The following is a 14838-nucleotide window of genomic DNA, read 5'->3' on the forward strand; positions in this document are numbered from 1 at the left end:
GCTACTCCCTATCCATCCTGTGAACCTGGCTGCTTGAGTTTGAGATGAGCGGCCAGGGCGCTGTCCATCGTCTTGGCATGCAGGTCGAACCAACTCATCAGGTTGTCGCTCAGCCAGGCGCGGGCCATGGCGCCACGGCCAGTCAAGGCGCGCTGGCAGAAGCGGTCCATATCGCCCAGGGTGCGCTGATGGTTGGCGCGGTGCTCGCTCAGTGCCGGATAGCTGGTCGCTTTCATCCAGGCTTCTTCTTCGGCGAAATGCTGGCTGGTGTGCTCGAACAGCACCTTGAATTTCTCACCGAACTCCGCCCCCTGCGCATTCGAGGTTTCCAGGCATAGCACAAGAAATTCATGGTGGGTCTTGTCCATTTCCGCATTACCCAAGGTGTAGCTTGCCTCGAAGCATTGCAGCATGTCGTTGGGGCTTGGCATCGCAAATTTCCTGTCAAAGAGCGCCGGGAAAGGATACGGCAAGCCTGGGGTCAGCGCACCGGCGTTTGCCTGCGGTGACTACTATTATAACCATCAGGATCTAATCCTTCCGTCGAACGGGCTTTTCGTTCATCGCTTTTTGATGTTGCTTTTTATCCGTCAGCGCTACATTTCATTTGCAGTCTAGGAAAAGACTGGTCTTTATGTGACGTTCCAACAAGCCCGCTCGCCGCTCTATGCGCTTACTGAGTGGGCTTTTCTTTGTCTGCCATTCAGGCCCGTAGAATTTTTTTATTGCAGGGGTTGTTGATTTTAAATCTCGTTCGGCTTGGTAAATGAAAAGTGCAATCAATACGATTGCCGAGCATTTATGGATGATCCGAAACCGTCATGAGCAGACAGCCGACGAATACCCGCAATCAGCGCTCCTCCACTCCTATTTCGTTCTTGCAGCCCTTGGGGCAGGCCATTCATCTGATCATGGCCAGCGCAACCCTGAGCGTGCCGGTAGCAGGCATGCTGGTTCATTCGCCAGCCTGGGCGCAGACTGCCGAAAATGAAAACAAGCCATCTGCCGACAACAAGATGGAGCTGTCGTCCATCGCTATCGTCGATTCCCAGGCCGGTGACGAAAGCAGCAACAACTATCGTATTGGCCAGACTTCCATCGCCGATAAGTTCAATACTCCCTTCATCGAGCAGTCACAAACCTCCTATGCCGTTAGCCAGAAAACACTGAATGACTTCTCGGTAGACAATCTCGAAGATGCGATCAAATTCGTTCCCGGCATCACCATCGGCAACAGTTTCGGCGGCACCCAGGATTCCCTGGTCAAGCGCGGCTTCGGCAGTGGCGTCGATGGTGGCACCCTGCGTGACGGTATTCGTACCAGCCGTGGCCGCCATTTCGAGAAGGTCACGACTGAGCGGGTGGAAGTTCTCAAAGGCCCAGCCTCGCTGCTCTATGGCATGCAGGAGCCAGGCGGGGTCATCAATATCATCACCAAGAAACCCACCTACCACTGGCGCAGCACGGTCGGGGTCGAGACGATCGACGAAGGCGGTGGCCGTAGCTATTTCGACCTGTCCGGCCCACTGGGCGAAAGCGGTTTTGCCTTTCGCCTGATCGGGCAATACAAGGACCAGGATTACTGGCGCAACTATGGCGTCGACCGCGACAAGCTGGTCGCGCCATCGTTGGCCTACGAAAGCGAGAAATTTTCCTTCAACCTGTCGTACGAGTATTCCGACTACAGCAGCGTTCTGGATCGTGGCGCCTTTTTCTATCAAGGGCACCACGTCGGCGACCGGCACCATCGACTGGACGAACACTGGACGCGGATCACCGGGCAGCGCCAATATGCCAGCCTGACCACGGAGTACCGCTTCTCCGACAAGTCGCGCCTGCGCTTCGTCTATGGCTGGAACAAAGACGCCTCCAGCGATTACCAAGCCGACCCGAGCACCTACAACCCGACGACTGGGGAACTGCGCCGACGCTTTCGCAGCAATCCGGATTTCAAGAAAAGCCGTAACTACGCGGCCCTGGACTGGCTCACCGAGGTGGAGCTGGCCGGCATGCGCCATGAGCTGATTCTCGGTGCCGATATTGAGCGACAGGATGAGTCGACCGCCAAGTTCCTGCAGGGCTCCAACGTAGGGGGATTCTATCCAGACTCGCCCCGTTACGGCAGCCTGCGCCCTGTTGCCCCATACAACGCGGCTAACAGCGATCAGCGTTCGCGGCTGCACATGCTTTCCGTGTACACCAAGGACACTATCCATCTCGATGAGCACTGGATTCTGTCCCTGGGTCTGCGTCACCAGAAGTTTCGCCAGAACGATGGGCAGGGCATTCCTTACCAGACCGGCACGGATCTGAACAAGAACAGGAATCTGCCTTTCGTTGGCCTGGTCTACAAGATCAACGACGAGTTTTCGCTGTATGGCAACTACAGCGAATCCTACATGCCGAATACCATCCAGGCTGGAAACACGGTGGAAGGCGGCAGCAAGCCAGAGGAAGGCCGCCAGTACGAGTTTGGTTTCCGCTATGACAACAGCTGGTTGTCCGGCCTGGTCACTTGGTACAACATTCGCAAGAAAAATGTCCAGACTACTCAAACACTCGCTAATGGCAACATCGAGACCCGAACCATCGGCAAGGCGCGCTCGCGCGGCCTGGAGGCCAGTCTCACCGGGCATTTGAGCGAGCGCTGGGATGTGATCGCTAACTATGCCTACACGGATGCGGAAATCACTAAGGATCCTGGCAACGATGGTAACGACCTAGTCAACGTCGCCCGCAATGTCGCAGGCGCCTTCGTCTCCTACGACGTGCCGCAAACCTTCCTGCCCGGCTCCTTTCGGGTCGGTGGCGGTGCCCGCTACGTCGGCGAGCGCAAGGGCGACACGGCCAACAGTTTCGAGCTGCCTGGCTACACCACTTACGATGCCTTCGTTTCCTGGTCGATGCCCAATATGATCGGCAAAGCGACACGGATGCAATTGAACGTCGAGAACCTGACCGACAAGAAATACTTCATTTCCAGCGGTGCAAGCGCCAACCGGGTCTCCTGGGGAGCGGAGCGCATCGCCACGTTTTCGGCGAGTGTGGATTTTTGATCGGGCACTTGATGGGGCAGCGCCGCACGGCAGAGCGTGCGGTAGCAAGGCCAGCCCGATTGGGCTGATCACTACCGCATAGCCTGTACGGCATTCAGGATGAAGAAACCCCGTAACGATACTTGCAAAAAGAGTATGCCTGGCTGAGCTACCTGAACCAGTAATGGTTCAGGGCTATACGCTCGACGGCGGGATACATTGCTGACCGAAGAAGGTGCAGCACTCTTTATCTGGAAGTAAAGAGCACAAGATAGTTACGCATAATTATCAAATTCAGCGTTGAATATAATTCTAGTCGTTAACTTGTAAGGGCAGTTGAGTACTCAAATTTACTTAGAGTTTTTCTGAGAGGTCACTTTAAACTGCATTATGAAAAATCCTTTGTAAATAGTCATAAATAGGATTTTCAGTGTGCCATAAAGCCAGTCCGACTGTGATTTTTCGGATAACTCTTAAATAAACACGGAATTGCTTCGATGACTTCATATCCGTCTTCGAAACAGGTCTTACAAAACGCTGGTATCAAAGCCAGCCTTGGCCGTCTGAAGGTAATCGATGCACTACGGCAGGCCTCGAGCGAGCAAGCCAAAGTGCCGATTAAAACATTGCATCAGATACTTGAGAGAACGGGAACGCCCATATCACCAATCACTATTGGCCAGGTACTTCGAGGCCTCGTTGTCAGAGGATTGGTGATGAGGGATAGCCGAGGGATTTATAAGCTAGGTAAACTTTTTTCAGAATGCTCCAATGAGTAGAAAAGTATATATTGAATATAAATATTTGCCGAGCTCGGATATAAGTAAAAACAATATCTCTATTATTCGAATAGAGGGTCGATAACAAAATCGAACAGATGTTCCTGCCGCCCTGTGCGCCCAAGTCCAATCCCGACGAGTACCTGAACCGGAATTCCAAGACAGCGCTGCGAGCGGCTCGGTCAGCCATGACAAGGCCAGCCTGTTGGACAAGGCGACGGCTTTCATGAACACACTCGGTACCTTGCCCGACAAGGCCATGGCCTATTTCCGGCCTCCTGCAGCACGCTATGCCATGGTGTAAATTTAAGGGCCTGATTAATACCTACACACCGCAATTTCTTTGAATTTTCTGTCGTTTTTATTGCGAGAGAGCCTTCTTGGCGGCATTCGCTTTGTTTTCGCTGCTTTCTGAAAACGCACTCAGCACTTCGGCCCGCGGCACTCCTTGTGCCATCCGATTCTGCCAAAACGCAAGGCCTGGCGGATCTGGCTGACGGTTGAGTACATTCATGTATAGCATCGAGATGAACGATTGGTTGTTAGTCGCGTATCCATAGCGTTGCTGAAACTCATTGGAGTTGATGAACCCCTGAGCCACCCTTTGTAGAGAAACACCCGCATCCATTTGATCGATCCAATAATCCAGGCCAGCTTCATCGGGTAAGCGATCGAAGGCTGTCTGATAGAGGCGATAGATTTGTCCTGCATGGGTGTCATCGATGGCAGTGATTTTGGACAAGTTATGCAGCTCCGGCCCGATCATCGAGCAGGAAGTATTGCGGGCATATTTCTGTAGGATCGGTAATTGCGGACGAGCAGCGCCGCTATCGACATCCAGCGACAAGGGATAATTGACCCACCATGGACCGGCAGCCCAGTAAGTCATCGGAATGCAGTTCTGCCCCAGATAATTCAGCAGGTTATCCATAGCAACCATCGCCGACGGCGAATAATCCGGCACTCCATGTTCGCCGAGATAGCCGCGCAGCTTGTTTTGCTTCAGCCAGTCCACGAAGGGTTTAACGCGGCTCACGCCGAGCATCGGGTCAAATGCTTCGGAATGATTGGTGTAGGTGCCCGAAAAATCTTCATCAATATATAAGTGCGCCTCATAAACCAGATTGTTATTCGGGTCGCGCATCCAGGGATTAGCAATCAGCCGGTTGTTGAAGTTAGGCCAATAGTAAGCATTCGCCCACTGATCACCGGGGATAAAAACCCAGCGATTTTCGTCCACGGTGCGTATAGCCTTCGCTGCCGCCAAAGCAGCTTGCGGCCAATAGCCATTGGTATCGTGCGGCTCGTTCATCAGATCATAGCCGTAGACCGCCGGGTGATTGACTACCTTCTGGGCAAGACGCTGCCAGAAATCAGCGAAGGCACTGATCGGTACCTCGCTGGAAGCAATCTGCTTATTGTAGTAACGGTAGTAGTTATGCAGGTTTAGGATCACCTTAACATCATACTTCTGCGCATAATCCAGGCACTGCATAAGACGCGCTAGCTCAGCGCTTTGCAGTTCAGTATTAAGAGTCGGCTGAATACGCTCCCACAGGAAAGGCAAGCGAACCAGCTTCATCCCCATATCGGCATACTTTTTGAAATACGACTCTCCGGGGTAGATGTATTGGGTACCATATACACCAGGATATGCTGTACCGCTAAAATCAGCGCCGGCCAGGTTAACCCCCACCAGGTTGATCGGATTGGCAACCTGAGCTGTCGGAGCCGCATCAGTAGTGGTTCCCGTGCTCACAAAGTTGGGATAACCCACCGTATTTCCGTCGAGTTGAGCTCCATCGACATAGACGCTCATGCTGTTTTCGAGGACGAAGGCCATCGTGATCTTGCGTGCCTGGCTATCGGCAAACCTGACCGATGTTCCTGGTACGAATGCTGCCTGATTCGCAGCATTTGACGGGATCGAAAAACCTGCGGACTGCCTCCAGATACCCTGCAGCCAGTTAGAATTGGTAAAGTTATTGACCTTGGCAGTTATAGCCTGAGCCACATTGGAATAACTAGCAAAAATTGCAGCCAGAGCTGTGGAAATGAAAAGCAACTTGCGAACACTAACGAAGGCATAAATATGCATTCGATTTCTCCGGAACTTAATACGATAAAGAGTGTAAAAAGTCGGGAGCGTCGATTTATTCTAATACGTCGTCCATGAAGCGGCAGCAAATCAAGCACACGAATAACAGAACGACTTATTCTGGACAAAGGAATCTGTCTGTCATAAGTGACTGTATATACAGTAATACTTGATAACTTCTGCAGCTAATATATCTATATTTTATGGTACTAGTATTTCGTCAAATCTTCCATGAACGATGACTACTACCAGGATGTCGACTCGCCATGATGGCTCCTTGATACTTAAAAGCTGTTAAATTGAATCCTTTCTTGCCACAGGCTTTAATATTCAAGCTCACATTTTCATCAAAAATTTCGCAGTGAGCTTATGACTCAGACTATTCGAAGTAGTTTCACTTTCTCCGACCATGGCCACAGCGAGCCATGGTTTGTGGGCAAAACGTAGCCGACTGCTGCGAGTATGGCCGCTTCGCGAGCCAGGCCATCGGCCGGGATAGCACCATGGGCTCGGCACCCCATCCGACTCATCCACGCGTTTCAGCGATCAACACCTGAAAAAGGCTTGACCACCAACAGAGTATCTACAGACTGTAAGCGATAGGTAATTAACGTAAAAATTCTGTAAAGAGGTGCAGGTTTTCCCGTGCTCGTTCGTCATATAGGTACAGAGCAAAAATTATGGGCCGTTTCCTCGCCCGGGAATTCATTCCCTTCACCCTGTACCTCGTTCAAGATTCCCCCTCTTTGAATATGAAAACAAAAAGCGAAGCATCGGCTTCGCTTTTGTGGGGTTTTGAAGGCTGATTGATGGCTGGATAAAATCTCGATCCTCGTTTGGTTTCGCACCTGGGCCGGTTGTTTGAGGATAGTTAGAAATCCCAGCGGGTGGTCAGCATCATATTTCGAGGATCACCATAGGATTGAGTGGCATTTGAACCAAAACCAATATTGCTATAATAATATTTATCAAACAGATTATTGATATTGAGAGTGGCCGAAAGCTTGTCGGTTACTTGATATTTACCCATTAAATTAACTAACCAAAAGGCTTCTTGCCTATGCTGGACTAGGTCGTAGCTATAGTTGTAAATGTCTCGCCATGTCGTACCCTGGTAATTGGCACCACCGCCAATGGTGAGCTTGTTCAGTTTTCCAGGTAATCGGTAAGTCGTATAAAGTTTGAATAGATTTTCTGGTTCTTCGGTAGAAAGTTTATGGTTGTCTTTATCTCTTCGAATGACTTTATGGGTATAGCCAGCCTGTATATTCCAACCGGGAGCCAATTCACCTGATACTTCCAGTTCGATACCTTTGGTCTTGGCTTTTACGGCTTCGTATATGGACCGATAATTGACGTAGTCATAGCCTGTTTCTTCAGCTCGGTTATCTTCCCGAATTTCGAAATAAGCCAAACTGGCATTCAAGCGGCCGTTAAACCATTCACCTTTGATTCCTGCTTCGTAGCTGTCGCCTTTTTCCAACGGAAGTAGATTGCCGTTGGCATCGCTGTAGATGAACGTTGTAGGGCTGAATATTTCGGTGTAACTGGCATAGGCGGAGAAATTGTCGTTCAGGTCGTAAACCATGCCTGCGAAAGGCGTAACTTCGCCTGTATTGCGAACGTTATAGTCTCGGGTCATGTGATAGTTGGTAACCCGGCTACCCAGAATCAGAGCCAAATCATCGGTCGGTTTGAAACGAACCGTAGCGTAAACGGCGCGTTGGTTGGTGAGTCGGTCGTTACGTGTTCTAACTTGTCCCCAGTCTGGCTTTTGAATATCGCCGCTCCAATTATAGAAGTTGTCCACCGTGGGCGAGCGAAAGTTGAAATCATTGCCTTTCCAGTGATTGCGATAAGCACTGGCGCCGATCACCAGCTCATGTTCGCGACCGAAGAGTTCGAAAGGTCCACTGGCATAAACTTCCAGCGCATGGCTTTTGGCCTTGCCGGTGTATTTTCCGGAACCCAATGTAGCGGTACCAGTATTGGCATTAGGTGAGTAGTAGATCGACCCCAGTTGCGCATCATAACCGTTGACCTGGTAAGTGTAATAAGCCCGGCTTACCCAGCCATTATCAAAATGGTGATCCAACTGAGTGAAGAAGGAATGGCTGTACTGCTCGTAAGCGCTCCAGTCGGCACCGGGGTTGAACGAGCGAGAGACATGAATTTCTTTGTTATTACTGTCGAAAATGGGCACACCTCCCCAACTGGAACCGGTCGGAATGGTCTTGTTGTAGTCGGCACCGAATGTCAGCAATGTTTCAGGAGCCAGATCAACTTCCAGAATGCCGTAATAAGCTCTGGTCTGCCGTTTGTAATGATCCTGGAACGATTGCCGGTCTTGAAATGCTCCTACAACGCGGCCTCTGATATTGCCTTCTTCATTCAATGGGCCCCCTATATCCCACTGAGTCCGATAGTTATCCCATCGACCGGCTTCTGCTGTCGCATGGCCGGAAAATTCAGCCGTAGGCTTTTTTCGAACCAGATTCAGCGTTGCTCCGGGGGAGCCGGCTCCGGTTGTGAGACCGCTGGCCCCTTTGATGATTTCGATGCGGTCATACGCGATCATGTCGCTCATCGTATTGCCCGAGGAATAGGCGGGATTACGAATGATAGGAATGCCGTCATATTGAAAGTTGGTGATGGGAAAACCGCGAGCGTAGTACTCGGAGCGGTCACTGTCATAAGTGGTCACCGTGACACCAGGCGTATGTTCCATCACCTTGTCGATGCTGGTGAGGTTGAAGTCATCCATGTGCTGGCGGGTAATAACGGTAACGCTTTGCGGGGTTTCGCGTGGCGTCAGCACTAACCGAGTGGCTGAAGCAATAACGCCGGGCGTATAGGACTTGGTGTTTTCGGTAATGGTGCCGAGCTGGTTGTCGACCACCGTCATGGCATCCAAATTGATCGCGGAATTTATCTCTGCGCTTTTTTCCAGCCGCACCGTTTTTTCATCGATAAAACGAGCATTCAGGCCACTGCCTTCCAATAACCGGGCGAAGCCTGTGGCGGTATCGTAGCGGCCTTGCAATCCTGAGCTGCGCTTGCCTTCGGTCAGGCTGGCATCGAAGGACAGAACCACGCCCGCCTGGCTGGCGTAGCGCCCCAGGGCCTGACCCAGCGGACCGGCGGGAATAGTGAAGGTTTGCTCACCGCCATCGGCCCAGGCGCAGGCGCGGGAGAAAAACAGGGGGGCGACCAGGGTTCCCTGCAAGGCCAGCGTGGCGCTGAAAATGGCTGTGACCAGCGGCTTGATGGTGCGTGCCGCGCGCGGGCGGTCTGTATCCGGTAAGGTGGGGATGAATCGATCCTGCTGCATGTCGTTTCCCTTGAACGTCGTGTTCGGTTGGCTGGCTCGCACGGTGAAGGCGTTGTGGTTTGCAGCAGGAGTCGTACGAGCGCGGGGAAATCGACAATCGAATCGAAAACTTTTCGAAAAAAGCGGGCTTCAGCCGATCGGTACCAGGCGCACCCAGTAGCGGGTAAGGCTGACGATGTGTACGGGCAGTGCCCGGACGATGGCGGCCAGCGCCTGGTCGGTGTCGTCCAGTGGATAGGCGCCGGAGAGACGCAGGTCGGCTATCGACGAATCGCAGGAAAGCAGGCCGGGGCGGTAGCGGGAGAGTTCTTCCAGCGTGTCGGCCAGTCGCCAGCCATCGATCACCAACCGCCCATTCGTCCACTCGCTGGCCAGCGGATCGAGCGGACGAAGCGGTTGCGTGTGGCTGGCATCGAAAGCGAGGCACTGACCGGCCTGAACCAGGGTGTCCGGCTGGGGTGTCTGCTTTAGCGTCACGGCGACGGCATGCTGCAGGACACCTACTTCGGTGAAGGCCTTCCGCTGGCGTACCGTAAAACGGGTACCCAGGGCGCGGATCAGACCGTCACGGGTGGCGACCAGAAAGGGGCGAGCGGGGTCCGGGACGGTTTCGACCTGGATTTCCCCGGCCTGTAGTTCGATCAGGCGCTGCTGTGCATCGAAACGGATATCCACGGCGCTGGCAGTGTTGAGATGCAGTCGCGAACCGTCCGCCAGGGTCAGGCTGCGGCGTTCGCCGATGGCGCTGCGCTGGTCGGCTACCCATGGTTGCCAGGGCAGATTTTGCCGGGCGGTCCAGGCCAGAGTGCTGCCGCCGGCAAGCAGTACCAGCCCTTTGAGAACGGTGCGCCGGTCACGCCCCCATTCGCTGCTGATTGTCTGGAACGCCAGGTTTCCGGGCAGGCCTTGCAACTGCTGTTGAAGGTTCTCGAGCCGTTGCCAGGCCCACTGATTTTCCGGGGCCTGGGCATGCCACTCGTGCCAGGCGAGGCGGTCTTCTTCACGCGTACTGGCGCCCAGCACGGCATACCAATGGGCAGCCATACGCAGGGCAGCACGCTGGCGATCCGTAGGCATCAATGCTCCGCGTCGAGGGCGAACAGCAGGCACTGTTCGGTGGCTTTGGCGATGTACTTGGTGACCGAGCTGACCGAAACGCCCAGGCGTTCGGCGATCTCGTTGTAGTTCATGCCCAGCAACTGGGACATGAGAAAAGCCTGGCGCGGCTTGTGCCCCAGGCCTAACAGCATGGCGTCGAGGGCAAGCAGGGTTTCCATGATCTGCAAACGGACTTCCGGTGAGACTTCTTCGGCCTGCGGCTGCTGCGCCAGCGCTTCCAGATAGGCGCGCTCCAGGGCTCGTCGCCGGAAATGATCGACCATTACACGCTTGGCCACAGTGACCAGGTAGTGCCGGGGCTCACGAACCTCAGGCAGGCTGCCATTGATCAACCGAACGAACGTATCCTGGGCCAGATCGGCGGCATTGTGCGAACACCCCAAGCGTCGTCGCAGCCATCCGACCAGCCAGCCGTGATGATCCTGGTAGAGCAAACCAATCGCCTGATGAGGGGCAGAAGCGTTGTTGGGAGGGGCGTTGCTCATGATAGATGATGCAAGCTGATGTTGAGAATTGTTCGCAATTTAAGCGAGGCCTGTGATAAGTGCAACAGGCAGGCACGGCTCAGTCTGCCAAAAATTCAGGGATAAGGATTTTGGCCGCCCGGGTGATCCGTAGCAGGTTCTCAGCCTCATCCTGCGGGCTGTGTGTGATCCAGGAAAGCGTCCAGTTGCTTAGCAATCATCTGCATAGGCAACAGTCGGCTGGCGACAGCTCGCAGCCATGCCTTGGACTCTGGGGCAGGTTATTTCGGGATTATAGGGCGGCAAATATTGCGGAGGTTGGAGGGCACAGGGTGCCCTCCAACAACTCCGGTAGTGGGCCGGTTTCAGTTCGAGGTGGTGAACTTCAGGTCGGCGGGGGTCGAAATACTGAGGGTCTGGATCGTCCGGCCCAACTGGCCACTGGCCAGATCACGCTCCATCACGACCACTGCGTTGCTGCGCTGGTTGGCGATGAGGACGAAGCGACCGCTGGGGTCAAAGGTGAATTCACGCGGCTCCTGGCCTCCGACCGGATGGCGTGAAACCAATGCCAGTTGGCCATTATTGGGGTCTATGGCAAAGACCACCATCTGGTTATCGGTGCCGCGATTGGTTACATAGAGGAATCGGCCATCCGGCGAAACATGCAGGGCTCCCGCGCCGTTCTTGCCGGTAAAGCCTTCAGCTGCCAGCTCCACTATCTGCTTGAGGGCGAATTGGCCATCGGCATAGTCGAGAACAGCTACCTGTCCGGTCATTTCCAGCGTCAGATAGGCCTGCTTGGCATTCGCGCTGAAGATCAGGTGGCGCGGTCCCGAGCCGGGCGGCAGCTGCACGAACGGCTGCTTTGCGCTCGCGGTCAGTGGATGTTCCGGGTGATTCGAATCGTAGCGGTAGATATAGATCCGGTCGGCACCCAGGTCCTGGCCCAGCACATAGTGCCCGTCGGGCGATTCCACCACAGAGTGCATATGGGGCGATGCCTGGCGTTCGAGATCCGTCCGACTGGCATGGTGAGTCTTGATCTGGACGACCGGGTGGGGCCGGCCTTCACTGTCCAGGGGAATGACCGCCAGGGTGCCGCCCGGATCGGCATTCACCGAATAATTGGACACGAACAGGTAGCGGCTATCGGAACTGACCGTGGCATGCGCCGGCTCGGAGCCCAGCGTCTGGACCTGGCCGATTTGCTGGAGGGTGCCGCTGGCAGGATCCACCCGGAACGCGGTGACGCGGCCCACGATATCTGTCTGCCCCGGGCCGTTTTCGTTGACCGCGTACAGGTAGCGCCGGTTCGGCGAGAACGTCAGCCAGGAAGGGTTATGCGTCTTGACGGCCTGCTCGGGACGTTCGGAGAGCATTCCGGTCTGGCTATCGAAGCGGTACACATGGATGCCTTCGCTGCCTGTTGCCGTGTAGCTGCCGATCCAAAGCGGGTGGGTTTGCTCCGTCGCAAATACGCTGGTGGCGGGGGCAATGGCCAACATGCAGAGTGCAGCCATGCGGTGTAATGAGTAGCGGGTCGTCAGCTTCATGCGCTTGATCCAAAAATGGTCCATTTGCTTGGCGGCTCATGGGGTTGCTCCATGGAACGAATCCTGGTGGCACCTTTGCCTGCCTGTGTTGTTGTCATTCCTGACCATAGCTTGCCATGGCGCGCCCCGGCGTTTTGCTGGGGATGGAAGTAAAGCAAGTATTCGCGAATGATTTTTATATGAAAATGTTGATTTGTTATAAAATTTTACAGCTGATGACCTGAAAATCATTACATCGGTAGTGATTTTAATAAAATAACCAAGAGCAAGCGAAAATCTTGCCAGCAATGCCGGTCTCAACCTGGTGAATGCTGGCTGGAGACCAGCATCTATCTCGTCTACCTGATCAATGATAGTGGAAAGCACAAGTTCTCACAGAGAGCGCTGTCCACTCGAACCCTGGGTAGCGGAATGAACGGCTATGCGCAGGTAATGCGGGACATTCTCTCCTGCTGGTCTTTGGGGGATGGCGATGACAGTACGGTCACCACTTACAAGCAGGCCTTGCTGTTCAACGCGGTGGATGACGTTCTGGTGCCCGAACCAACCCGGTTGCTGGGTGGCTTATCTCTCGATACGGAACGACAAAAAGCGGACTGCATCCTTGTCGGTTCCGGTGTAACCGGTGCTCTGGTTGCCCACCAGTTGGCTCTGGCCGGCAAGGATGTGCTGATCCTTGAGCCGGCCCTGACAAAAACCTTCGGTGCAAGGCCGGAGGTTTTGTTCAACCGCTTCTCAGAGCATTTGTCCGCAAAAGCAAAAGCAGTTGGACGGTTTGGCCTCGTCCTGTCACCACTCAGCGTTCGGCTGTACCAAACACTTCGGTCAGGTGCGCCTGATAGGCGCGGATGTCGCGCTCCACGTCGGGAGCCTTGATCACGTCAGTGGCGAGAAACGTCGGCAAAGCCTGCATGCCGAGGAATTCCTGGGATTTATGAAAGGGAAAATACACACCGTCGATACCTTTGCCCTCGAAGAAGTTATCCGCTTCATCGAAAGCGGCCTGCGGCGCGTTCCAGGTCAGCGAAAGCATATAGCGGCGCCCTTGCAGCAGCCCGCCGCTGCCATAGTGACGACTCGGATCGTGGCGACTGCGGCCGTCATTGGCGTAAAGCGTACCGTGGCCTTCGGTGAACACATCGTCGATATATTTCTTCACCGACCAGGGAGACCCCATCCACCAGCCAGGCATCTGGTAGACGACGGCCTCGGCCCGAAGAATCTTTTGCACCTCCTCCTTGGGCTCATAGCCGGATTCGATACGGGTTTCCTCCAGGCTATGACCCAATTCGGCGAGCTGGGCCCGCGCTGTTTCGTGCAGGGTATCGTTGAAGCGACCGCCCGAGTGGGCGAAGCGCTTGCCGCCATTGATCAGCAGGATTTTCATGAAAAACTCCGAACAGGTGGTCGTGGCTGCCGAACTGGACGGCAGTTGGAATGGCGACGAGTATCGGGGAAGCGAACGGCTCGATTAAGCCGGGCGCATGGCATAGAAGCTGTGATCTGAAATCACGAATCACCCTATCGCCCGCACTTGGCCGGTTATGGATGAAATCGAGCCTGCCTGTCCTCTCCCTGGAAAGCCCGAATTGCCTGCCATGACTCGCTTGGTCCAGGCAGCGGCAGCAAATCCGCCAGGCCCAAGCTACACTGAAACAGTACCGATTCGATCAGGCGGCATCGTCATCAAGGCGCTCCAGTGGCGCACTGACTGGCGAACCTCGCAATGGCCCGCCTGGGATGGAGCTGGAGCACCGGTAGGGAACCGAGTTTGGTTCGTGCAGAAGGTTCGACCATGCGCCTTATAGGGATAACCACCTGCTTCGCGATAACCCTTCTTGCAGGCCAGGCGATCGCGGCTGACCCAGAGCAAAAGGCCGAAGTGGCAGCAGATAAGGCAGAAGTACTGGAGCAGAAGGCTGCGACCAAGGATAGCGTGGAGCGTTCACCTGCGGCCAAGACCATCACGAAATCCGAAGCGCAGGCGGTCGATCCGGCCGGCGAAGCACCCCTGGACGATGCCATCACCTGTCTTTCCCGCACCATCTACTGGGAAGCCAAGGGTGAGGCGTCTCTCAACATGGAAGCGGTCGCCAATGTGGTCATGAACCGGCTGGGCCATGAGGGCTTTCCAAATACGATTTGTGAAGTTGTCAAACAAGGCTCCGAGCAGGGTGCCTGTCAGTTTTCGTGGTGGTGTGACGGGCGTTCGGATCATGTTGAAGAAGATGCCCCCTACACGCTCGCCAAGGAAATAGCGCGAAAAGCGCTCAACCGGCAACTGACGGACCGAACCGATGGCGCTTTGTATTTCCACGATAGGAAGGTGGTCCCCGACTGGGCCACGAAATACATCAAAACAGCCGAAACCGGCAAATTCCTCTTCTATAAGCCGCGCGCCAGCGACAGTGCCACACGTTAGCGCGTTTACTCTGAAGTCTATCGCGCCCGGGCAG

10 protein-coding genes and 1 pseudogene are annotated in these 14838 nt (G+C 54.4%); 3 read left to right on the forward strand and 8 right to left on the reverse strand.

The window, feature by feature from the left end:
• Window positions 1–8: 8 nt before the first annotated feature.
• Window positions 9–431, reverse strand: a complete 423-nt coding sequence (locus FHR87_RS07065; RefSeq protein ID WP_183166019.1) for a bacteriohemerythrin — start codon at window positions 429–431, stop codon at window positions 9–11.
• 390 nt (window positions 432–821) lie between these two features.
• On the opposite strand from FHR87_RS07065, the gene FHR87_RS07070 reads away from it, so the two are divergent.
• The gene (locus tag FHR87_RS07070; protein ID WP_183166020.1) at window positions 822–3056 is read left to right on the forward strand and encodes a TonB-dependent receptor; all 2235 of its coding nucleotides are present in this window, start codon (window positions 822–824) and stop codon (window positions 3054–3056) included.
• Between the two features lie 1119 nt (window positions 3057–4175).
• On the opposite strand, the gene FHR87_RS19145 is transcribed toward FHR87_RS07070, so the two are convergent.
• From FHR87_RS19145 to FHR87_RS07095, 6 genes and pseudogenes are all read right to left on the reverse strand, one after another.
• Window positions 4176–4580 (reverse strand): DUF4214 domain-containing protein, encoded by a 405-nt coding sequence (locus tag FHR87_RS19145; protein ID WP_246335848.1) that lies wholly within the window; start codon window positions 4578–4580, stop codon window positions 4176–4178.
• Window positions 4566–5882, reverse strand: a pseudogene (locus FHR87_RS07075) (glycoside hydrolase family 5 protein); the annotation flags it as partial. The gene FHR87_RS19145 and the pseudogene FHR87_RS07075, both read right to left, overlap by 15 nt.
• A gap of 901 nt (window positions 5883–6783) precedes the next feature.
• Window positions 6784–9243, reverse strand: coding sequence for a TonB-dependent siderophore receptor (locus FHR87_RS07080; protein ID WP_183166022.1), 2460 nt, complete (start codon window positions 9241–9243; stop codon window positions 6784–6786).
• Window positions 9244–9372: 129 nt separating this feature from the next.
• On the reverse strand, window positions 9373–10320 hold the full coding sequence (locus FHR87_RS07085; RefSeq protein WP_183166023.1) for a FecR domain-containing protein: 948 nt from the start codon (window positions 10318–10320) through the stop codon (window positions 9373–9375).
• The gene (locus tag FHR87_RS07090) at window positions 10320–10847 is read right to left on the reverse strand and encodes a sigma-70 family RNA polymerase sigma factor (protein ID WP_183166024.1); all 528 of its coding nucleotides are present in this window, start codon (window positions 10845–10847) and stop codon (window positions 10320–10322) included. Before FHR87_RS07090 ends, FHR87_RS07085 begins: the two co-directional genes overlap by 1 nt.
• 344 nt (window positions 10848–11191) lie before the next feature.
• Entirely contained in the window at window positions 11192–12382 is a 1191-nt protein-coding gene (locus FHR87_RS07095) for a lactonase family protein (protein ID WP_221189757.1), read from the reverse strand.
• A gap of 411 nt (window positions 12383–12793) precedes the next feature.
• Here FHR87_RS07095 and FHR87_RS07100 point away from each other — a divergent pair, with 411 nt between their 5' ends.
• Window positions 12794–13258 carry a hypothetical protein gene (locus FHR87_RS07100; RefSeq protein WP_183166128.1) on the forward strand — a complete coding sequence of 155 codons (465 nt, stop codon included), beginning with the start codon at window positions 12794–12796 and terminating at the stop codon, window positions 13256–13258.
• On the opposite strand, the gene FHR87_RS07105 is transcribed toward FHR87_RS07100, so the two are convergent.
• Window positions 13179–13769 carry an NAD(P)H-dependent oxidoreductase gene (locus FHR87_RS07105; protein ID WP_183166025.1) on the reverse strand — a complete coding sequence of 197 codons (591 nt, stop codon included), beginning with the start codon at window positions 13767–13769 and terminating at the stop codon, window positions 13179–13181. The genes FHR87_RS07100 and FHR87_RS07105 overlap by 80 nt on opposite strands.
• Before the next feature lie 408 nt (window positions 13770–14177).
• Between FHR87_RS07105 and FHR87_RS07110 the strand changes: the two genes are divergently transcribed.
• On the forward strand, window positions 14178–14804 hold the full coding sequence (locus FHR87_RS07110) for a cell wall hydrolase (protein ID WP_183166026.1): 627 nt from the start codon (window positions 14178–14180) through the stop codon (window positions 14802–14804).
• The last annotated feature ends 34 nt before the right edge of the window (window positions 14805–14838 follow it).

The organism is Azomonas macrocytogenes, from assembly GCF_014191985.1.
Taxonomy (GTDB): domain Bacteria; phylum Pseudomonadota; class Gammaproteobacteria; order Pseudomonadales; family Pseudomonadaceae; genus Azomonas; species Azomonas macrocytogenes.

Excerpts from the sequence above, each read along its gene's own strand:
- FHR87_RS19145 (WP_246335848.1), bottom strand. The coding sequence starts at position 4,580 with ATGATCGGGCCGGAGCTGCATAACTTGTCCAAAATCACTGCCATCGAT.
- FHR87_RS07090 (WP_183166024.1), bottom strand. The coding sequence starts at position 10,847 with ATGAGCAACGCCCCTCCCAACAACGCTTCTGCCCCTCATCAGGCGATT.
- FHR87_RS07110 (WP_183166026.1), top strand. The coding sequence starts at position 14,178 with ATGCGCCTTATAGGGATAACCACCTGCTTCGCGATAACCCTTCTTGCA.
- FHR87_RS07105 (WP_183166025.1), bottom strand. The coding sequence starts at position 13,769 with ATGAAAATCCTGCTGATCAATGGCGGCAAGCGCTTCGCCCACTCGGGC.
- FHR87_RS07095 (WP_221189757.1), bottom strand. The coding sequence starts at position 12,382 with ATGAAGCTGACGACCCGCTACTCATTACACCGCATGGCTGCACTCTGC.
- FHR87_RS07085 (WP_183166023.1), bottom strand. The coding sequence starts at position 10,320 with ATGCCTACGGATCGCCAGCGTGCTGCCCTGCGTATGGCTGCCCATTGG.
- FHR87_RS07065 (WP_183166019.1), bottom strand. The coding sequence starts at position 431 with ATGCCAAGCCCCAACGACATGCTGCAATGCTTCGAGGCAAGCTACACC.
- FHR87_RS07080 (WP_183166022.1), bottom strand. The coding sequence starts at position 9,243 with ATGCAGCAGGATCGATTCATCCCCACCTTACCGGATACAGACCGCCCG.
- FHR87_RS07100 (WP_183166128.1), top strand. The coding sequence starts at position 12,794 with ATGAACGGCTATGCGCAGGTAATGCGGGACATTCTCTCCTGCTGGTCT.
- FHR87_RS07070 (WP_183166020.1), top strand. The coding sequence starts at position 822 with ATGAGCAGACAGCCGACGAATACCCGCAATCAGCGCTCCTCCACTCCT.